The organism is Microbacterium sp. WCS2018Hpa-9 (assembly GCF_031843745.1).
Taxonomy (GTDB): Bacteria; Actinomycetota; Actinomycetes; order Actinomycetales; family Microbacteriaceae; genus Microbacterium.
In genome coordinates this window covers 297,274-316,218 of the sequence record NZ_JAVTIY010000002.1, presented here as the reverse complement: position 1 = coordinate 316,218, position 18,945 = coordinate 297,274, and the positions used below count along the sequence as shown (strand labels likewise).

Below are 18,945 nucleotides of genomic sequence, written 5' to 3'. Positions count from 1 at the left end.
GGGAAGGCACGATCTCAACGTGCACTCCCGCCTCCAGCCGTGTGAGAGAACCGTGTCGCTTCCCGCCCTGTCAGAAGAACAGCAAGAGCTGTTCCGGCTGATCGAGGACACCAGCGAGCACGTCTTCATCACCGGACGTGCGGGCACCGGCAAGTCGACACTGCTGCAGTACTTCTCGTGGAACACGAAGAAGCAGATCGCGATCTGCGCACCCACCGGCGTCGCGGCACTCAACGTCGAGGGCCAGACGATCCACTCGCTGTTCCGGCTGCCGATCGGTCTGATCGGCGATTCGGACATCGACCAGAACGACAACACGCGGCGCATCCTCAACGCGATCGAGACGCTCGTGATCGACGAGATCTCCATGGTCAACGCCGACCTGATGGATGCGATCGACCGCTCGCTCCGCCAGGCGCGGGGCAAGCGCGGCATCCCGTTCGGCGGAGTGCAGATCGTGATGTTCGGCGACCCGTACCAGCTGGCCCCCGTGCCGCCGCGGGGCGATGAGCTGCGCTACGTGAAGGATCACTACCGCTCTTTCTGGTTCTTCGACGCCAAGGTCTGGGCAGGCGCCGCCGGTGGGGAGGCGCCAGAAGAGGACGAGGGGCTGTTCGCCGTCGACACCCGCGCCGAGCTGCACGTGCGCGAGCTCGTGCAGATCCACCGTCAGTCGGATGACGGCTTCAAGGCCATGCTCAACGCGGTGCGGTACGGCCGGGTCACCGCCGAGATCGCGGGGGTGCTGAACACGCAGGGCGCTCGCACGCCCCCCGAGCCCGAGCCCGGGGAGGTGCCGATGATCACGCTCGCCACGCGCAACGACATCGTCAACACCATCAACAGCCGGCACCTCGCAGCCCTCCCCGGCAAGGAGCAGACTGCGAAGGCCGAGGTCAGCGGGGAGTTCGGCAGGGGAGAGGCGTCGCTGCCCGCCGAGTCGGAGCTCAAACTGAAGATCGGCGCGCAGGTGATGTTCCTCCGCAACGACACCTCGATGTCGGGTGAGCCGCCGCGGTGGGTGAACGGCACGATCGGCACGGTCGTGCGCATCCTCGGTGAGACCGTGCGCGTCGAGATCGACGGAGACGAGGTCGACGTCGACCCCGCCGTGTGGGAGCGATTCCGCTACTCGTACGAGGCGAGCACCAAGAAGCTGACCCGTGACGTCGTCGCGGAGTTCACGCAGTTCCCGCTGCGCCTGGCGTGGGCGGTCACGATCCACAAGTCGCAGGGCAAGACCTACGACCGCGCCATCATCGACCTCGGATCCGGCGCGTTTGCGCCCGGGCAGACCTACGTCGCATTGTCACGGCTCACGTCGCTCGACGGGCTCTACCTGTCGAGGGCGCTGCGCCCGAGCGACATCCGCGTCGACGAGGACGTGCGCCGCTTCATGCGCGACGCGTGGCTCGCGGCATCCACCCCTGAGGTCGGGAAGGCCTGACGCGCCTCAGGCGGCGACGCGTGCGCGGTCGAGGTCCTCGAACAGCTCGGTGTTGAAGCGGTAGGCGAGGAGCACCTCGTCGATCACGCGCTCGCGCTCGGCGTCGTCCCACGGGGCTGCGTCGAGCTGCTCGCGGTAGACGTCCTTGAAGGCCGAGGGATCGGCGATGTCGTCGAACAGGTAGAAGCCGATGCCGTTGGTCTCGAAGCCGAAGCGGCGTGCCATCACCCGTCCGATGAAGATGCCACCCGACAGGTCGCCGAGGTAGCGCGTGTAGTGGTGCGCGACGAAGCCCCCGGCCCAGGTCGCGCCGACCTGACGGATGCGCTCGACATAGCGCTGCGTGGTGGGCAGAGCGACGATCTCGTCGCGCCAGCCGGACCCGAGCAGGAACTCGAGGTCGGCCTCCAGCGCAGGAAGACGGGTCAGCTTGTCGCTGAGGAAGACGGATGCCACGGGGTCGCGGCGCATGCGCTCGCCCGCACTCTCGAGGGCCTCGTAGATGAAGTAGTGCTGTGCGACGAGTGCGATGTAGTCCTCGCGCGAACCCTCGCCCTTGAGCAGGTCGGACATGAAGCCGGCACCCTCGCTGCGCGAATGCGAACCGGAGGAGCGCTCACGGAGGGCTGCGGAGAAGGAGAGGATCTCGGACATGTGCCCAGTGTAAGGGTTGCCTAACCTCGAGCGGAAGCCCGACATCTCAGAGCGTCATGCGTGCGGACGCGGCTCGACCCCGAGCTTCTCGCACGCGAGATCGTAGAGCGCGACGACCTCGCGGCGCACAGCGGGGCGCTCGGTGATCGGGCCGGAGGGCCACGCGATGCGCAGCTCGGATTGGACGCCCGAGCGGGTGACCTTCCAGACGCCGCCGTCGCCGTCGAGGTCTGTCATCGCGGCATCGGTGATCTCGCCGTCCTCGGCGGCCTCCGCAGTCGAGAAGGCGCGAGTGATGAGCAGATTGTCGTCGGTGTGGTCGCCGTTCATGTGGCGCAGAATGGCGGAGACGACGTCGGCCTCGAAGATGTGGGGCATGCTGATCACCCTAAACGGGCACCCGCGATGCCTTCTTTCAGGAACGGCGTTCTAGACTCGGGAGACACGTCTTCCGGGGGTCCCCTTTCATGCAGCTTCTCTCGTCGCGCACGTTCCGCGCAGCAGCGGCCGGCGTCGCCGCGCTCGGACTCTTCCTCACCGGCTGCACCGCCGAGCCGGAGTTCAGCTACGAACCGCCGTCTCAGGTCGAGGGCGCACTGCCCGACGACACCGTCGCCGCCATGGAGGCGGCCGTCGAGAACGCGCTCGCCGCGTCTGGGGCGTCGGGTGCTGTCGTGGGCGTCTGGGCTCCTTGGAGCGGCAGCTGGGTCGCCGGCGTCGGCTCGCAGGGGCCCGGCTCCGACGAGGAGATCACCACGGACATGGCCTTCCGCGTCGCCGACATGACGCGGCTCATGACCTGCGACGTGCTCTACGGCCTGGCCGATGAGGGCGTGGTCGAACTCGACGACCTCGTGCCCGAGTACGTCTCGGGCGTCGCCGACATGAAGGACACCACGCTACTCGACCTGTGCAACAGCACGAGTGGGGTCGGCTCGTCCGAGTCGATCGCGCAGAACGCGTGGTTCACCACGCCGGAGCGCGTGTGGGCGCCTCTCGAGCTCGCGTCCTACGGCCTCGGCGCCCCGCGCGCCACGCCGAAGACGACGTACACCAACTCTGACGCCGGGTACCTGCTGCTCGGACTCGCCCTCGAGCGGGCATCGGGCCTCACGGCATCCGAACTGATCGCCGAGTACGTGACCCAGCCGCTCGGTCTCGCCGACACGTCGCTGCCCTCGCCGGCCGCGGCTGAGCCTTCGACCGGTCCCGTCATGAACGGGCACTACCTGACGCCCGTCGAAGGCGGATACGACTGCGCGGCTCCGACCGACATCACCACGCTGTCATCGAGCACCGGGTACACCGACTCCGGCGTCGTGTCGACGATCGAGGACCTCGGCCGGTACACCCAGGCAGAGGCCGCGCAGAAGCTGCGGACGAAGGATGAGCCGAATCGCTTCGCAGCTCCGTTGCCGCAGAGCCCCCAGGCGCCCTCGTGGCTGCAGGTCACAGGAGGAGCCCTTCTGGTCGGCTCGATGGTCGGACAGTCGGGATGGACTCCCGGATACCAGACGGCGGCGTTCTCCGACCCTGAGTCCGGATTCACGGTCGCGGTGTCGCTGAACGACTCGACGACCGGTGGGACGACCGCGATGTACCTGGCGTGGGAGCTCGCTGCGATCGCATCGAAGACTCCCGCAGCCGCGGGCGAGACGGCTCCGGAGTTCGGTCTGCCGTTCACGGCCGAGCAGTACCACCAGGAGATCACCGCCTCGGCGATCCCCTGCGTCGCACCGCCCGCCGGCTGACCTCGGAGGCGGACGACCGGTCCGCGGCCCGACCGATGGAGGAACGCCGATGGCGATCATCGACAACGCGATCTACGTCGACGGCATCCGCACCGAGAATCCGCGGAGCCTCAGTGAGACGTTCGAGGTGCTGCGCGAGCGCGGCGGAATGAGCTGGATCGGCCTGTATCGTCCGAGCGAGGCCGAGATCCGCGAGGTCGCCGACGAGTTCGGCATCCATGCCCTCGTCGTCGAGGATGCGCTCGCCGGCCACCAGCGCTCGAAGCTCGAGCGCTACGGCGAGGTGCTGTTCATGGTGCTGCGCTCCGCTCGGTATCTGGACGCTGCGGAGGAGGTCGAGTTCGGCGAGATCCACGTGGTCGTGGGGCCGGACTTCGTGGTGACCATCCGTCACGCGGAGTCGCCTGACCTCGGGCGCGTCCGACGCCGCCTCGAAGACGATCCAGGGCTGCTCAAGCTCGGCCCCGAAGCAGTGCTCTACGCGATCCTCGACGAGGTCGTCGACGAGTACGCACCGGTGCTCGCCGGCCTCGAGAACGACATCGACGAGATCGAGAGTCAGCTCTTCGAAGACGAGGTCGACGCCACGCAGCGCATCTACGAGCTCGGTCGCGAGGTGATCGACTTCCAGCGGGCGGTGCAGCCTCTGGCCGGGATGCTCGACTCGCTGCTGCGCGGGTCGGCGAAGTACCAGGTCGACGAGGAGCTGCAGCGGTATCTGCGCGATGTCCTCGACCACACCCTGCGCGTCTCGGAGCGGGCGAACACCTTCCGCACGGTGCTCGACAACGCCCTGACCGTCGAGTCCACGATCGTGGCTCGGCGGCAGAACGAGGAGATGCGGCGCATGACCGAGCTGAGCATCCGTCAGAACGACGAGGTGAAGAAGATCTCGGGCTGGGCGGCGATCCTGTTCGCCCCGACTCTCGTCGGCACGGTCTACGGCATGAACTTCGATCACATGCCCGAGCTGCACTGGACGCTGGGGTACCCCTTCGCGCTCGGCCTCATGCTCGCGATGGGCTTCGGCCTGTACTGGGTGTTCAAACGCAAGGGGTGGCTGTAGCCACGCGGCAGCCGGATGTCATCTGCCGCCGGGGGTGACGACGACGGCATACTCGGCGCCGGGCCCGGTCAGGCCCGACTCCACATCGACATACCGCAGGGTCAGCAGGTGGAATCCGAGGTGGATGTCGGGGATGTAGTCGTCGGAGGTTACCTCGTCGATGGCGATGAGGTGAGGGTTCACGACGCCGTCGACCGCGACCTGCACCCATCCGCCCGGGATCCCTTCGAGGGTGACCAGCGCGTCATCCCGCTCTCCGTCTGCGTCGGCATCCGCCCTGTCGAGCTGGATGCGCGACTGGCCGCCCGAGATGACCGGCACCGGGAACGCGAGGGGGCCCATCGGGTCACTGAGCTCGACGTCGCCGGTGGGTGAGGTGTGCTGGGCGGTGAGGGTCATGCCCTGCCGGAGGTCGTCGCCCGCGACCGAGATCTCGAACACGCCCTCATCATCGACCGGCGCCTCGGCGAGGACTGCGCCGAGCTCATCGAGCATGGTGACCGTGCTGCCCGGGATGCCGGTGCCGCGCGCCGAGACCGCAAGAGGGTTGCTCGTGTCCCAGTCGGCAGGCTCGAGAGTGAACGCGTAGGGGATCTCGACCGGGGGGATCTCGACCGGCGGCTTCTCGGCTGGCGGGTTTGCTGCGGGGGGAGCCGCTGCAGGAGGAGTCGCCGCTGGCAGACGCTTCGACTCGGGAGCGGCCGGGTCAGGGGAGGTCGACGGCGTCGTCTCGACGACCAGCTCGGGCGGGGGCTCCACCGGCGCGGGAACGGGCGAGGGAGGGGGAGTCGGCGAGGTGTCGACCTGCGTCACGGGTGTCGTGCCGGGAATCGGGCCGACGGGGTGGGCGACCGGCCCGGATGCTTCGCTGCGGTCGGTGTTCGGCGCGGGTTGCGTCCAGGGGGCGGCGATCGCCACCGCGACGGTCGCGGCGAGTGCGACTGCACTGCCCGCCGCGATCCCGAGGGTGAGCACGCGCCGGGATCGCAGGGCTGCCGAGGGCCCGATGACGGCTGCGCTCGCCGCGGCTCCGGGCTCGAGCGAGGCGTAGGCGGCGGCCCCTGCACTGCCGAGCGCGAGGGGCAGAAGCACCGCCCGCAGCTTCGACGAGGCCGTGTCGATGTCTCTCGCGATGATCGTGCACCCGGCGCACCCCTCGAGATGGGTCTCGAGCCGCGGACGTTCCTGTCGGCTCACCGGGCGACGGGTGCGGCGCACGAGCCGCCCGCACGCCCAGCGACACTCTTCGGGGCGGGAAGGATCGGCGATGAGGGCGTCGAGCCAGGCGTGACGGAATCCGTCTCGGGCGCGCAGGGCGAGGGCGGATACGGCGTTCGGGGTGAGCCCCATCAACGGCGCGATCTCTCGCGGCTTCATGCCCTCGACCTCGAGATACCAGAGCAGCGTGCGGTGATTCTCGGGCAGGTTCTTGAAGGCGGCGGCGAGCATCGCCTTGTCCGACAGCTGCTCGATCGCATCGGGCGCCTCGTCAGGGATCTCCTCGATGAACTCGATGGGGATGTCCTTCTGCTTGCCGCCCCACGTCGCCGCGGCGTTGCGGATGGCGGCATACAGATAGGCGCGGAAGCCGTCGGTCGGTCCGGCGCCGTTCTGCATCGCGCTGAAGGTCTTCGTGAAGGCCTCGCTGACGAGGTCGTCGGGATCGATCGAGCGCGTCACCGCGCGGGCCGCGCGGAGTCCCGCCTCGGAGTGTCGCTGCCACAGCACGGCGAACGCCTGGGCGTCGCCGTTGCGAGTCGCGTCGGCCAGCTCGGCATCCGACCTCGTGTCAGTGCTCTGATCTGTGGTGAGGCTCACGGCATCCCCTCGATCGTGGTGACGACGTCTGTCACCGACCTCGAGGTCGAGGAGGCGACCTCGAGGTCAGCATACGCTCAGAGGTTGCCTTCGAGGGGGCATCTGTGATATATCGGCATTCCCACGCGAGGGCGCTCGCGCGGGCTGCCGTCCCGTGCCGGTCAGCGCTCGGGTTCGTCGTTGGTCTCGACTCCGGGCCCGGGGCCGGGGCGCACCGCAGCATCGGGGGCGATGTCGATGCGGGTGTTGCCGTCGTGCTCGGAGACCTCGATGCGGGGCGCTGCGTCGGCTTCGGTCGCGTCCGGTGCCGAGGTCAGCTGGTCGTGGCGCTTCTCTTCGCTGGTCATGGCGTCGTCGGCGTCTGGGGTGAGATCAGGCGTGCTCATGGTTCTCCTTCGTGGTGGTGGATGAGGGGTCTTCGTCGCTGCCGTGCGTCCGGGCGCGGTTTCGGCCCCAGCGGGTGAGCAGGAAGAGCACGCCGCCGACCGCCAGAAGGATCGCGCCGAACAGCCAGACGACGGGGCGCTGCTGGGTGAGCAGCAGGATGCACGACGCGATGCCCAGCACCGGGACGACGGTCCAGATGCGGAAGTGGTCGTGCTCGACCCGGTCGCGTCGCAGCACGAGCACGGAGACGTTGACGCTGAGGAAGACGAACAGCAGCAGCAGCACGACGGTCTCGGCGAGCGTCGCCAGGTCGCCGACCAGCGTCAGACCCATCGCGACGAGGGTGGTGGTGAGGATCGCCACCCAGGGGGTCTTGCGGTTCGGCAGCACGCGGCCCAGCACAGCGGGGAGCAGATTCTGCTCGGCCATCCCGTAGGTCAAACGGCTGACCATGATCATGGTCAGCAGAGCGCCGTTGGCGACGGCGATCAGGGCGATCAGGCTGAACAGCCACGAGGGGATGCTGGCGCCGGCGGCCTCGACGACCGAGAGCAGCGGTCCGCTCGACTCCTGCAGCTCGGATGCCGGCAGTGCGATCGAGCTGGCCACGCCGACGAGCACGTACACCGCGCCGGCGGTGAAGAGCGCGCCGAAGAGCGCCCGCGGGTAGGTGCGCCGCGGGTTCTTCACCTCTTCGATCATGTTCGCCGAGGTCTCGAACCCGACGAAGGAGTAATAGGCGATCACCGCTCCGGCGAGCACGGCCATTGCGGCGGGGGTCCCCTCCGGTGTCTGCGTGAGCCGCGAGGCGTCTCCACCGCCGCCGGCCACGAACACTCCCACCACGACGATGACGATCACGAGACCGCTCAGCTCGATCGCCGTCATCACCAGGTTCGCGCCGAGCGACTCGCGGATGCCGCGGGCGTTGAGGGCTCCGACGATGGCGAGGAAGACGATCGCGACGGGAATCGTCGGCAGGTCGAAGAACGTGCCGAGATAGTCGCCGGCGAACGCGATCGCCAGACCGGCGGCGCTCGTCACGCCGGCCGCGAGCATGCTGAATCCGACCAGGAACGACACGATCGGGCTGTGGAAGGCGCGCTCTGCGAAGACGGACGCCCCGCCTGCGCGCGGGTACTTGGTGACGAGCTCGGCATACGAACCCGCCGTCAGCAGGGCGAGCAGGAGGGCCAGTAGCAGCGGTGCCCACAGCATCCCGCCGACCTTCTCGGACAGCACTCCCATCAGCGCGTAGATCCCGGCGCCGAGCACGTCGCCGAGGATGAAGGCGAACAGAAGAGGGCCGGTGATGGCGCGTCGCAGCCGGGTGGGCTCCTCCTGCGACGTGGGGGTGTCGGAAGTCATCCCGAAACCGTACGAAATCGGCGCCCACACGGCGACGGGGTTGACAGGACCCGGTGTCGCGCTCGGCATCCCGAAGTCATCCGTTCGGGGGATGCCGAGACCCGAAGTCCCGTCATAGCGTGGGTGCATGCTGATCGTCGAGGAACTCCACATGCTGCTTCTCCGGCCTGATGGCCGCGTCGAGAGCGCGGTGAGCGTGAACCGTCTCTATGGCGAGGTCGCTGCCGTCATCGTCGACCTCGCCCTGCACGGACGCATTTCGGTGTCGGACGAGAAGAACCCGGTCGTCGACATCGTGTCGGCCGAGCCGACCGGCAATCCGATCCTCGACACGACGTTGCAGCGCCTCGTGCCGCTGCGCGGCAAACGACTGCAGTCTCTCGTCGTGCGGCCCAAGCTCGATCCGCTCGAGGTCGTGGTCGAGTCGCTCGTCGTGCAGGGTGTTCTCGTGCGCGGTGAGCGCGGATTCTTCGGCTGGGGGTCGGCGCGCACTCCCGAGTCCGATTCGGCACCCGAGCAGATGCTGCGCTCTCGCCTCGCCGCCGTGCTCGCCGGAACCGGCGCTCCGACGCAGGCCGATCTGGCGCTGCTGTCGATCCTGCAGAACCTGAACGCGGCGCACGCGATCCTGCGTGACGAGTGCGGCGGAATGTCGGCGCGCGACCTCAAGAAGCGAATCGAAGAGCTCACGGCAGGGTCGCAAGCGGGGGATGCCGTCGCCAAGGCCGTCTACGACGCGATCACGGCCGCGATGGTGGCCATCATGACCCCGACGATCGTGGCGGCGACCATCACCTGAGGCGCGACTTCAGGGGCTCGGCCCCGGCGCTCGCCCCCGCTCTGCCGGGCACAGTTTCGGAGATCGGGGACGACCCGCCGGGGCGGCACCGGCTATGGCGGGGTGTCGACAGCATCCATCCGAATCTGTGCCCGGCCCTGACGAGCCGTCAGCGCAGTGAATTGAAGACCCTTCGAGCGTTCGTGTTGGCATGCATCGTCCGCGACTGGTGCGTTCGGCCTGCCTGATTCGGGAGCCAGATCGCATTCCGATATAGAACCGCCACTTCTGCGAGCGGTGTCGGTACCGCTGCTGTGGCCGTGTCTACCGTGGTGATTCCACGAGACACGAGGAGGTGAACCATGGAGCTTCAGATTATCGACGTCGAGATGAGCGACGTATTCGACGCCCGCGTCGGCCAGCAGTAGTTATCGCCACGGCTGCGGCGGGCTCTCAGGGGACCGCCGCAGCCGTCCAACTGGGAGGAGACAGGGACGATGAAGCCGCGCATCCGCTCCGGGCATGCCGTCGTGCATCTCGAGCGAGGGGAATCCGTCATTGGATCGATGACCTACGGGTTGGGCCAACGAATCGTGGATCCAGACGGGGCACTGTTGTCGCTGAACCGGATTCTCGATGGCGGCAGCACCTTCGAGTCCGCAGTTGATGAGATTTCCGCCGCCGTCGGTCTTGAGCGTGATCGGGCGCAAAACTTGGTTGAGACTCTGGTCGAGACGGGGCACATCGAGGACGCGGCAGCAGTTACTGTCTTGGACGCTGGCGAACAGGAACGTTACTCGCGGGGGGCTCACTACTTCGCGTGGATCTCGAAAGGCGCCGAGATGAACAGGTGGCGACCGCAAGAGCTGTTGCGGGGCGCCAGCGTAACCGTCGTCGGCGTTGGGGGAATAGGGGGCGCCATCGCTGCTCACCTTGTCGGTGCAGGAATCGGCAATTTACACCTGGTCGATGGGGATCGAGTCGAGCTGTCGAATCTGAATCGCCAGTATCTGTTCGAAGACGGTGATCTTGGACGGTACAAGGTCGACGCGGCAGCGGATCGCCTGAAGACAATGAACGGCGATTGCGGTGTCACGACCGAAGTCAAAGAAATTACCGGTCCTGGACAAGTGGGTGGCCTATTGGCTGAGACTGATCTTTTCTTTCGGGCGGCTGACCGTCCAGATCAGATGCCGTACTGGGTTTCGGATGAGGCCCTGAGGCTGGGGACACCGTGGATCGATTGCAGCTATGCAGGGCCGATGATCAACTGCTGCACCTACGTTCCGGGGGTTACAGGCTGCTATCGGTGCCTCCGCGAGTCGGCGCGTGAGCGGCTCAGGAGCGAAGGACGGCTCGGCTCATTCTCAGAATCGCCCCCTAATTTCAACGCGGCCTTCGGACCAGTGGTGCACATGGCGGGGTCTCTGGCTGCCTATGAGGGTATTCGCTTCTTGACTGGACTCTCGCCCCAGACGGTCGGTCGGGCCTTCCACCAGAACATGTTCGACTACGGTCACTCGTACGTGGTCGAGGTGCCTGAGGGGTGCCCACATGGGTGACGCGGTCGAGCCTAAGCGGGGCAGCGTCTTGCGCCGAAACAGGGCGTTTCAGCGGCTTGTCGTCGCGAAGGTGTCGAACGAGCTGTCGTCGGCGGTAGGAAACGTGGCGTTGCCACTCATCGTCCTCGGGGTGACGGCATCCGCGACTCTCGCTGGTCTGGTTCTCTTCGCGTCGAATGCCGCTCTGATCGCCACCCAGGCGTTCGGCGGCGCGCTAGTGGATCGGCATTCACCGTCACTCGTCCTGCGTCTGTCGTCGTTCGCACAGGCATCCGGGTGGACGCTCGCGCTGCTTGCCATCTTCCTCCCTGAGCCGGGAATGCTGCCGGTCCTGATTCTGGGGGCGGCGCTCGCGGGAGCCGCGTCTGGACTTGACGGACCCAGCGAACAGGCTCTGGTCAAGGTGATCGTCCCTCGTGATCAACTCGGCCAGGCGGCTGCCGTTTCGCAGGGGCGGGAGGCCGGTGCCGGCCTTGTCGGCGGACCTGTAGGAGGCCTGCTGTATTCGCTGGGTGCAGCATGGGCACTTGGGACTCAAGTCGCTCTCAATGTGGTCGCGGGTATCTTCACACCGCGGCCGTCGCGAGTGGCCGAATACGAACCGCCACCGAGCAGGTACATCGCGCAACTGCGGGAAGGGTTCGTCTTCGTCTGGAGGCAGCCGGGGCTTCGTGGCGTAGCGATCGTCGCCGGGCTCGCGAACCTTCCGATCATCGTCCTGCCGCTCACGCTGATCGCGTATTACCAGAAGAGTGGAGAAGCGCCTGTTGCGATCGGAATTCTCGCGACAGCGTTCGGGGCCGGTGTCGTTGCTGGCGCACTGATGGCAGGAACGCTCTCTTCACGGTTCCGGCTTGGCCGTCTCGGGGGCACCGCGCTCGCTGCGTTCGCGCTAGGGCAGGCAGCGGTCGTGTTCACGTATCCGTCGCTGCCCCTCACGGCCGTGGTGTTGTTCCTTTCCGCTCTTCCGCTTCCGGCGTTCAACGCAGCGATCAGCGCGTACACCGTGACCGTCACGCCGGCACCGTTGATGGGGAGGGTCACTGCGGCATCCGGTGTGCCAGGAATGCTGCTCATGCCGGTGGGCGCATTGGGTGGAGGGCTTCTCTTTGATCACTTCGGACCTTTCGTGCCCCTGGTGCTCTCAGCCACGGTTGCCATCGCGACGGTGGTCGTCATGGTCAGCTCGAAAGACCTCCGGCGGATTCCGAGGCTCGGCGAGCTCAGCGAGGACGGCCACGAGCTGCCCACCTGATGCCACTCAGCGCAGCACGGCCACGCGCTCTGCGAGCTCGCTGATCACGGGGTTCGGGTCGACGGGGTCGACGACCAGACCGGCGACGGCCTCGAGCTCGAGCACCGGATAGCGCGACGTCGCCCCGATCTTCTCCTCGCTGCCGAGCACGTACGTGTGCGCACATCGGGCGGCGATCGCGCGCTTGGTGACGGCGTCGTCGAGGTTGCCGGTGGTCAGGCCGCGCACCGGGTCGATGCCGGTCGCGCCGAGGAAGAAGGCGTCGGCGTGGAGGTGCTGCACCGCCTCCATGGCGAGCGGGCCGCTCGCGACCATCGAGAAGCGTGCGAGCTCGCCGCCGATGATCACGACGCGCGCGTCGGAGTGCTCGGCGACCGCGAGGGCGATCGCCGGGCTCGGCGTGATCACGGTCAGGTCGGCGCCGGGCGGCAGCATCCGGGTCATCGCGAGGGTCGTCGTGCCGGCATCCAGCACGATCGTCGATGCCGGGGTGATCAGCTCGACGGCCCGACGGGCGACGCGCTCCTTGCTCTCGGTGGCGAGCAGCGCCCGCTGGTCGATGGGCCGGTCGGCCGGCGGAATCGGCAGCGCGCCACCATAGACCCGCACCATCTCACCGGCATCCGCGAGCTCGCGAAGGTCGCGGCGGATCGAGTCCTCTGACACCCCGAGATCGGCGGCGACGTCTTTCGCCACCACACGACCGTCTCTGCGCAGGATCTCTCGCAGGTGGTCCTTGCGCTGTGCGCCCAGCATCCGACTCCTCAGAAACTTGTTGATTCACGAAGTTGCACGTTCTTGCACGGTTAACGTTACAGTCTTCTCCATGACAACTCCACTTCTGATTCTGATCGCCGGCCCCTACCGTTCTGGCACCGGCGGCGACCTCGACCTCATCGCCCGCAACCTCGAACGACTCGAAGAGGCGGCGGCGCCCATCCACCGTCTGGGGCACGTGCCGATGATCGGCGAATGGGTCGCCCTGCCGATCCTCCGGGGCATGGACGAGACGGATGCCGGCGACGGCGACGTGATGTATGAGACCGCGCACCGACTGCTGCAGCACTGCGACGCGGTGCTGCGTCTGCCCGGCGACTCGGCCGGCGCCGACAAGGACGTCGAGATCGCTCTCGAGCGCGGCCTGCCCGTGTATCGGTCGATCGCCGAGATCCCCGCGCGCGAGATCGCTGCGGCATAGGCGAACCCGCGACCGGCGGGCGACAGCTGTCGCGACTGTTGCCCCGCCCGGTGGCCGACTGTGAGACTGGGGCGATGACTGATGACCTCGAGTTCCCTCGGCATGTCTTCGACTCACTCGACGCCGATCCCATCGCGTACGAAGACAAGATCGGCGGGGCGATCCGCGTGGTCGAGAAGCGGCCGGCGGGCGGCCCCATCACGGTGATGACATCGGGGGTCTCCCTGATGCCGACCGATTCGGGCGAACGCGTCGAGCTGGCCGTCGAGGTGCTCGACGGCCAGCAGGGCGCGGCGCGGATCGCCCTCGGGATCGTCTGCGACGACATCGCGACGAATCGGCGGGTGCCTCCGGTCGGCGCCCCGTGGCGCAACAGCGAGCCTTTCCTCACCGGCACCCGCATCTCGGCGCTCATGGTGAGTCCGTCGCGGTGGGGCGCGTCCTTCGACGAGGTGCGGTCTGCCGAAGGCACGCTGGTCGGCCACGTGCGTACTCTGCGGATGCTGACGGATGCCGAGGCGTCGTTCGCATCGGCCCAGGGGTGGGAGGCACTGGTGACCACCGCCGGCTCCGTCGACGCGCTGCTCGACGTCACGCGAGAAGATGCGGTCGCAGCGCCCGGGCTGAAGGGCAACGCGCCGGTCTTCCTCTCGAAGCTGCACGCCGAGCATCCGCCGCGGTGGATCACCTTCACCGGGCGCGACCTGCAGTCGGTCACCGGACTCGAGTCCGAGGCGTACATGAACGACTCCGCCAATCACGAGGTGTGGTCGGTCGACTCGTTCGTCGCGCGCTTCCCGTGGGTCGCCGCATTCGTGCGCGAGGCGCGGCCCGGTCAGACCGGGCTGTTCACCGATGCTTCAGGCGCCTACGTGCTCGAAGACGACTGAGTGCGATGCGACGGACTGCGTGGATAGGCTTTCGACCATGACAGATGATGTTCGCAACGTGCACGACGCCCTCTCGCTGATCACCGAGCACTGGCAGCCGCACCGACTCACGAGCATCAACGACTACGACGTCAAGGTGGTCAAGCTGCAGGGCGAGTTCGTCTGGCACACCCACCCCGACACCGACGAGCTGTTCATGATGGTGAGCGGCCGGCTGACCATCCAGCTGCGCGACCGCGACGTCGTCTTGAACCCGAATGACGTGTTCGTCGTGCCGCGCGGAGTCGAGCACTGCCCGAAGGCGGATGCCGAGGTGCACGCGATCCTGTTCGAGCCGAAGGGCACGGTCAACACCGGAGACGCCGGCGGCGACATGACGGCGACGCTGCAGGAGCTCGACTGATCCGGGCCGGATCGTTCGGCCTCAGGTCGCGAACCGCGCGCCGGCCATGTGCTCGGTGACCGCCCACAGGTCAGCCCCCACGTCGACCGAGCGCACCTGCGCGCTAGCGGTGACGCGCTTCGGCGCCCCGCGGAACTCCAGCAGCCCACCGGGTCCCCAGTAGTCACCGCCTGTGGCGTCTGCGGCGACCGTCGCATGAACGATCGGCGCGGCACCCGCATCCTTGCCCTGCACGAGCGGGCGGCTGAGCGAGGCGAGAGCGCGCGACACCGCCGACACCTCGGCGAGGCTGTCGCGGTGCGGAGTCAGCGGGTCGACGGCATACCCCGGATGCGCACACAGCGCTGACCGGGCCGAGCCCCTCCAGCGCCGGTTCAGCTCGAACGTGAAGGCCATCAACGCGGCCTTCGACCGACCGTACTGGCGCAGCGACGGGCCGGTCCACGGCTGTGAGAGCGTGGCCGGGTCGATCTCGGCGAAGCGATGCGCGAGCGAACCCACCGCCACGACCCGGGCGTCATCGGCGAGGACGTCACCGAGCTGGGCGAGCAGCGCGAAGTGCCCGACGACGTTCGTGCCCACCATCAGGTCGAGGCCGTCAGCGGTGCGGGCATCACGATCCGCCGCCTTCACTCCGGCGTTGCAGATCACGGCGTCGATGCGCTCGCCGACGGATGCTGCGGCAGTGGCGATGCTCGCGAGCGAGCCGAGGTCCACCCGCAGTATGCCGACGTCGGCGCCTGGCGCGTGCGCACGGATCGACGATGCCGCGACCTCCGCCCGCTCGGTCGACCGGCATCCGAGCAGCACTCTGGCGCCGTGCCCGGCGAGGATCTCGGCGCACCAGTATCCGAGGCCCGCGTTCGCGCCGGTGACGAGGATCGTGCGGCCGGCGAGATCGGGAAGCGCGAGCGAGGAGGGCATGCCCTCCAACCTAGGCGGAGACTCCGACCCGATCGGCCGTGCGGGTCACTGTCGCGAAGCCACGGGCAGCGAGGATGCTCTCGGTGCGCCGCATGATCGCGTCGCCCGAGACCGCCGCGAGTCCGCCATCCGCCTCGATCGCCGAGGTGGTCGTGGCGTCCATCACGAACTCCACGTCGAAGCCCAGGTCGGATGCCATCCGAGCCGTCGTCTCGCAGCACTGCTCGGTGCGGATGCCGCAGACCACGACCCGCCCGACGCCGAGGCGCCGCAGTTGCTCTTCGAGGTCGGTGGAGGTGAACGCGTTGACCGTGGTCTTGGTCACGGCGATCTCGTCATCGCGCGGATCGAGGTCTGAGATCACTCGGACGAAGCCGTTGACCGGGTCGAATACTCCGCCGCTGCCGGGCTCGGAATGCGTGACCCAGACGACCTGGTCGCCGACCTTGCGAGCGTGGTCGACCAGCCGCGAGATGTTGTCGATGGCATCCGGGTTGGCGGTGGCCGCCCACTCGTCCGGCCGCCGGCGGAAGGATTCCTGGGCGTCGATCACGAGCAGTGCGGTGGCGGGCGAGTCGCGGTTCATCCGACCATCCTCGCGGCCGGGGGCGGTGTCGGCCAGACCGCGAGCGGTCAACAATCGCGCGAATCCCGCCGACAGCATCTGGTCTGTCTGATTCTCCGCGACGAATTTGTGACGAATGCGAACCCCCGCACGTCCTATCTGTGAGCGACCAACACGCTCCCGGTGAGGCCGGAACGGTCTCGCAGCCGGCATCCGCTTCAGACAGAGGAATCGACATGGCAACTCAGGACCAGAACACCCCCACCAGCCCCGCCGAGAAGGAGCTGTCGCACACGGCCGCCGCACCGAAGCCGGCTGCGTCGGGCTCGCGGGTCGACCGCTCTTCGACGTTCTCGACGTCGCGTATCCCGGCCGACTCCGATGCCGCGGGCAAGACCACGATCGCTGACGGTGTCGTGGCCAAGGTCGCCGGCATCGCCGCCCGCGAGGTTCCCGGCGTGTTCGCACTCGGGGGAGGCGGAGCACGTGCCTTCGGTGCGATCCGTGACGCGGTCAACGCGACCGACCTCTCGCAGGGCGTCAAGGTCGAGGTCGGCGAGACGCAGGCCGCCGCAGACCTGACGATCGTCGTCGAGTACCCCGCCCCCATCCAGGAGGTCGCGAGCAACGTGCGCGCCGCCGTCGCCGGTGCGATCAGCCGCCTCGTCGGTCTCGAGGTCGTCGAGGTCAACGTCGAGGTCAACGACGTGCACGTGCCCGGCGACGACAGCAACGACAACGAGGAGTCGCGAGTCTCATGACCGCCACCACCACCGGCGCCCTGATCGGTGCGCTCCTCGCCCTCGCGGCTCTGCTGTTCGGGTTCTGGGGATTCCTCCTCATGGCCCTGTTCGCAGGCATCGGAGCGATCATCGGCCGGATCGCCTCCGGCAAGCTCGACGTCCGCGGTCTCGCAGACGCGTTCACGGGGCGGCGCACCTCCTGATGCGCATCGACCAGAACCTCGCCACCGGTGGCGGCTCCTCGCGGGTCGCCACCGGAGAGACCACCGTCCCTGGGCGCATCGACGTGAAAGAGCGCGTCTACCGCACGGTCACCGAACAGGCGTCCGCAACCCTGATCGGTGTGCCGCGCGGTGACGTGAAGGTCGATGTCGCCGAACACCCCGGAGGACTGACGGTGCGCATCGCGACGCCGCTTCCGATCCCCGATCTCGACGACACCGTCGCGATCTCCCAGAGCGTCCCCGTGCTCGACCGGGCCCGTCAGCTGCAGGAGCAGTTGCAGCAGCGTTTGACGGCGATCCTCGGCCGGGACGTCACCCGAATCAACCTCACCATCACCGGTGCCACCATCCCAGAGAGGAGGCGAGTGCGATGAGCACCCCTGTTCTTCGTCGCGTCGTCCGACGCGAGACGCATTCACCGCGCACCGTCGCGATGTTCGTCGCGGTCATCCTGCTCGTCCTCGCTCTCGCCTACATCGGGCTCGAGATCGTGCTGAGCCTCGCGGCCCAGCCGGCGCTCCTGCTCGGACCCGCCGCGGCGGGCGGATGGCTCGTGGGCCTGCCCACCGCGCAGCCCGCGGGGCTCGTGATCGCGGGCAGCGTCGTGCTGGCTCTGATCGGCATCGTCTTCGTGGTGCTGGCCATCACGCCGGGGCGCCTGTCGAAGCACACCCTCGAGTCGGGTGACCGCGCCGTCGTCGTCGACAACGGCGTGATCGCCAGTGCCCTTGCCCAGCACCTCTCCGAGGAGACGGGCCTGGCACGCGACAGCATCACCGTCGGAGTCGGCCACCACAGCGTCGACGTCACCGTGCGTCCGGGTGCCGGCATCCCGCTCGACAAGAACGCGGTGCAGTCGGCCGCCGAGGCCGAGCTGCAGACCTACCGGCTGACGCGCAGCGTGCGCACCCGTGTGCGTATCGAGCGTCCGAGCGAGAAGGAAGACGAGCTGTGAACAACACCAACCGTGCGTTGAACCGCACCCTGCTGCTCGTCATCGGCCTGCTCTTCCTCGGCCTCGGAGCCCTCGGCATCGCCATCATGAGCTGGCCGACCGCGACCGACATCTGGACGGCGGGCGGCGAGGACGCCCGCTCGTGGCTCGACCAGGCGATCGCCGCCACCGCGATCGCGGGCGGAAGCCTGTCGTGGATCGGCATCGGCGCAGTCGTCGCGATCATCGTCGTGATCGTGCTGCTGATCGTCGCGCTCACCAGTGTCGCAGGACGTCGGTCGAAGACGGCTCTCCGCTCGTCAGGAGCGCAGAACCCGCTCGGCCGGGTCACCGTCACCGAGTCGTTCGTCTCGGATGCCGTCAAGAACTCGCTCTCCACCCGTGACGAGATCCTCTCGGCGCAGGTGACGGCGAACGACATCCGCACCACGCCGGTGCTGCACGTGTCGGTCACGCCTCGGCAGAACACCGACCCCCGCGAGCTGGTCGATCACGTCGATCGGCTGCTCGCCAACCTCGCCACCCTGACAGGCCGCGACACCGAGACGTACGTCTCGATCCACACCGGCCTGCGGGCCCGGCTCGCCCACGACCAGCGTCGGCTGTCGTGATGCAGAGACTTATCGTCGGTCGCGCAGAGCAACGACGATAAGACGACGGGAACCTCCCGTCGTCATGATCAACCCACACGAAAGGAGCTCCTCATGGGACTCGACGACAAGATCAAGAACGCCGCTCAGGAGATCGCCGGCAAGGCGAAGGAAGCGATCGGCAACGCGACCGACAACGACAAGCTCGTCGCCGAAGGCAAGGCCGACCAGGCTAAGGCCGACGTCAAGCAGGCCGGCGAGAACGTCAAGGACGCTTTCAAGAAGTAAGACCCCGGCGCGGGCGGGTGGAGCGGAAACACGCTCCACCCGCCCGTTGCTGTGCGCGGGGAGGAGGGCATGAGACGAT

The 18,945-nt window shown here is 67.9% G+C and carries 23 protein-coding genes; 15 read left to right on the top strand and 8 right to left on the bottom strand.

The genetic code is table 11. The features are described 5' to 3' along the window. Positions 1-52: 52 nt before the first annotated feature. A complete protein-coding gene (locus RQG82_RS05290; protein WP_311258088.1) occupies positions 53-1,447 on the top strand; it encodes an AAA family ATPase in 1,395 nt (464 codons plus the stop codon). A 6-nt stretch (positions 1,448-1,453) separates the two neighbouring features. Here the strand turns inward: RQG82_RS05290 and RQG82_RS05285 are convergent, their stop codons facing one another. After that, complete coding sequence (locus RQG82_RS05285; protein WP_311258087.1) at positions 1,454-2,101, bottom strand: biliverdin-producing heme oxygenase; 648 nt, start codon at positions 2,099-2,101, stop codon at positions 1,454-1,456. 54 nt (positions 2,102-2,155) lie between these two features. Continuing rightward, positions 2,156-2,479, bottom strand: a complete 324-nt coding sequence (locus RQG82_RS05280; protein ID WP_311258086.1) for a DUF2470 domain-containing protein — start codon at positions 2,477-2,479, stop codon at positions 2,156-2,158. A gap of 89 nt (positions 2,480-2,568) precedes the next feature. Here RQG82_RS05280 and RQG82_RS05275 point away from each other — a divergent pair, with 89 nt between their 5' ends. Further along, complete coding sequence (locus RQG82_RS05275) at positions 2,569-3,852, top strand: serine hydrolase domain-containing protein (RefSeq protein ID WP_311258085.1); 1,284 nt, start codon at positions 2,569-2,571, stop codon at positions 3,850-3,852. A 49-nt stretch (positions 3,853-3,901) separates the two neighbouring features. After that, a complete protein-coding gene (corA, locus tag RQG82_RS05270; RefSeq protein ID WP_311258084.1) occupies positions 3,902-4,918 on the top strand; it encodes a magnesium/cobalt transporter CorA in 1,017 nt (338 codons plus the stop codon). A gap of 18 nt (positions 4,919-4,936) precedes the next feature. On the opposite strand, the gene RQG82_RS05265 is transcribed toward corA, so the two are convergent. From RQG82_RS05265 to RQG82_RS05255, 3 genes are all read right to left on the bottom strand, one after another. Beyond that, a complete protein-coding gene (locus RQG82_RS05265; RefSeq protein ID WP_311258083.1) occupies positions 4,937-6,736 on the bottom strand; it encodes a sigma-70 family RNA polymerase sigma factor in 1,800 nt (599 codons plus the stop codon). Between the two features lie 161 nt (positions 6,737-6,897). Beyond that, positions 6,898-7,122 (bottom strand): multidrug transporter, encoded by a 225-nt coding sequence (locus RQG82_RS05260; protein WP_311258082.1) that lies wholly within the window; start codon positions 7,120-7,122, stop codon positions 6,898-6,900. After that, complete coding sequence (locus tag RQG82_RS05255) at positions 7,109-8,491, bottom strand: APC family permease (protein WP_311258081.1); 1,383 nt, start codon at positions 8,489-8,491, stop codon at positions 7,109-7,111. Before RQG82_RS05255 ends, RQG82_RS05260 begins: the two co-directional genes overlap by 14 nt. 127 nt (positions 8,492-8,618) lie before the next feature. Between RQG82_RS05255 and RQG82_RS05250 the strand changes: the two genes are divergently transcribed. The 3 genes from RQG82_RS05250 (at position 8,619) to RQG82_RS05240 (ending at position 12,086) form a co-directional block, all read left to right on the top strand. Then, a complete protein-coding gene (locus RQG82_RS05250) occupies positions 8,619-9,290 on the top strand; it encodes a GPP34 family phosphoprotein (protein ID WP_311258080.1) in 672 nt (223 codons plus the stop codon). A 476-nt stretch (positions 9,291-9,766) separates the two neighbouring features. Then, positions 9,767-10,831 carry a ThiF family adenylyltransferase gene (locus RQG82_RS05245; RefSeq protein ID WP_311258079.1) on the top strand — a complete coding sequence of 355 codons (1,065 nt, stop codon included), beginning with the start codon at positions 9,767-9,769 and terminating at the stop codon, positions 10,829-10,831. Beyond that, entirely contained in the window at positions 10,824-12,086 is a 1,263-nt protein-coding gene (locus RQG82_RS05240; protein ID WP_311258078.1) for an MFS transporter, read from the top strand. Before RQG82_RS05245 ends, RQG82_RS05240 begins: the two co-directional genes overlap by 8 nt. A 6-nt stretch (positions 12,087-12,092) precedes the next feature. On the opposite strand, the gene RQG82_RS05235 is transcribed toward RQG82_RS05240, so the two are convergent. Further along, entirely contained in the window at positions 12,093-12,842 is a 750-nt protein-coding gene (locus tag RQG82_RS05235) for a DeoR/GlpR family DNA-binding transcription regulator (protein WP_311258077.1), read from the bottom strand. A 70-nt stretch (positions 12,843-12,912) separates the two neighbouring features. Here RQG82_RS05235 and RQG82_RS05230 point away from each other — a divergent pair, with 70 nt between their 5' ends. The 3 genes from RQG82_RS05230 (at position 12,913) to RQG82_RS05220 (ending at position 14,577) form a co-directional block, all read left to right on the top strand. Next, positions 12,913-13,284: a DUF4406 domain-containing protein gene (locus tag RQG82_RS05230; RefSeq protein WP_311258076.1), complete on the top strand. Its 372-nt coding sequence runs from the start codon at positions 12,913-12,915 to the stop codon at positions 13,282-13,284. Positions 13,285-13,358: 74 nt separating this feature from the next. Next, positions 13,359-14,174 (top strand): suppressor of fused domain protein, encoded by an 816-nt coding sequence (locus tag RQG82_RS05225; RefSeq protein ID WP_311258075.1) that lies wholly within the window; start codon positions 13,359-13,361, stop codon positions 14,172-14,174. Between the two features lie 37 nt (positions 14,175-14,211). Beyond that, positions 14,212-14,577 carry a cupin domain-containing protein gene (locus RQG82_RS05220; RefSeq protein WP_311258074.1) on the top strand — a complete coding sequence of 122 codons (366 nt, stop codon included), beginning with the start codon at positions 14,212-14,214 and terminating at the stop codon, positions 14,575-14,577. Between the two features lie 21 nt (positions 14,578-14,598). Here the strand turns inward: RQG82_RS05220 and RQG82_RS05215 are convergent, their stop codons facing one another. Next, a complete protein-coding gene (locus RQG82_RS05215) occupies positions 14,599-15,501 on the bottom strand; it encodes an SDR family NAD(P)-dependent oxidoreductase (RefSeq protein WP_311258073.1) in 903 nt (300 codons plus the stop codon). A 10-nt stretch (positions 15,502-15,511) separates the two neighbouring features. Beyond that, positions 15,512-16,087: a cysteine hydrolase family protein gene (locus tag RQG82_RS05210; RefSeq protein ID WP_311258072.1), complete on the bottom strand. Its 576-nt coding sequence runs from the start codon at positions 16,085-16,087 to the stop codon at positions 15,512-15,514. A gap of 215 nt (positions 16,088-16,302) precedes the next feature. Here RQG82_RS05210 and RQG82_RS05205 point away from each other — a divergent pair, with 215 nt between their 5' ends. The 6 genes from RQG82_RS05205 to RQG82_RS05180 all read left to right on the top strand — a co-directional run bounded on the left by RQG82_RS05205 (position 16,303) and on the right by RQG82_RS05180 (position 18,866). After that, positions 16,303-16,827 (top strand): Asp23/Gls24 family envelope stress response protein, encoded by a 525-nt coding sequence (locus RQG82_RS05205; RefSeq protein WP_311258071.1) that lies wholly within the window; start codon positions 16,303-16,305, stop codon positions 16,825-16,827. Next, complete coding sequence (locus tag RQG82_RS05200; protein ID WP_311258070.1) at positions 16,824-17,012, top strand: DUF2273 domain-containing protein; 189 nt, start codon at positions 16,824-16,826, stop codon at positions 17,010-17,012. The genes RQG82_RS05205 and RQG82_RS05200 overlap by 4 nt, the downstream gene beginning before the upstream one ends. After that, positions 17,012-17,407, top strand: coding sequence for a hypothetical protein (locus RQG82_RS05195; RefSeq protein ID WP_311258069.1), 396 nt, complete (start codon positions 17,012-17,014; stop codon positions 17,405-17,407). Before RQG82_RS05200 ends, RQG82_RS05195 begins: the two co-directional genes overlap by 1 nt. Beyond that, positions 17,404-17,988, top strand: coding sequence for a DUF6286 domain-containing protein (locus RQG82_RS05190; protein ID WP_311258068.1), 585 nt, complete (start codon positions 17,404-17,406; stop codon positions 17,986-17,988). Before RQG82_RS05195 ends, RQG82_RS05190 begins: the two co-directional genes overlap by 4 nt. Further along, positions 17,985-18,599 (top strand): hypothetical protein, encoded by a 615-nt coding sequence (locus RQG82_RS05185; RefSeq protein ID WP_311258067.1) that lies wholly within the window; start codon positions 17,985-17,987, stop codon positions 18,597-18,599. Before RQG82_RS05190 ends, RQG82_RS05185 begins: the two co-directional genes overlap by 4 nt. 93 nt (positions 18,600-18,692) lie before the next feature. Beyond that, positions 18,693-18,866 (top strand): CsbD family protein, encoded by a 174-nt coding sequence (locus RQG82_RS05180; RefSeq protein ID WP_311258066.1) that lies wholly within the window; start codon positions 18,693-18,695, stop codon positions 18,864-18,866. Positions 18,867-18,945 lie beyond the last annotated feature (79 nt).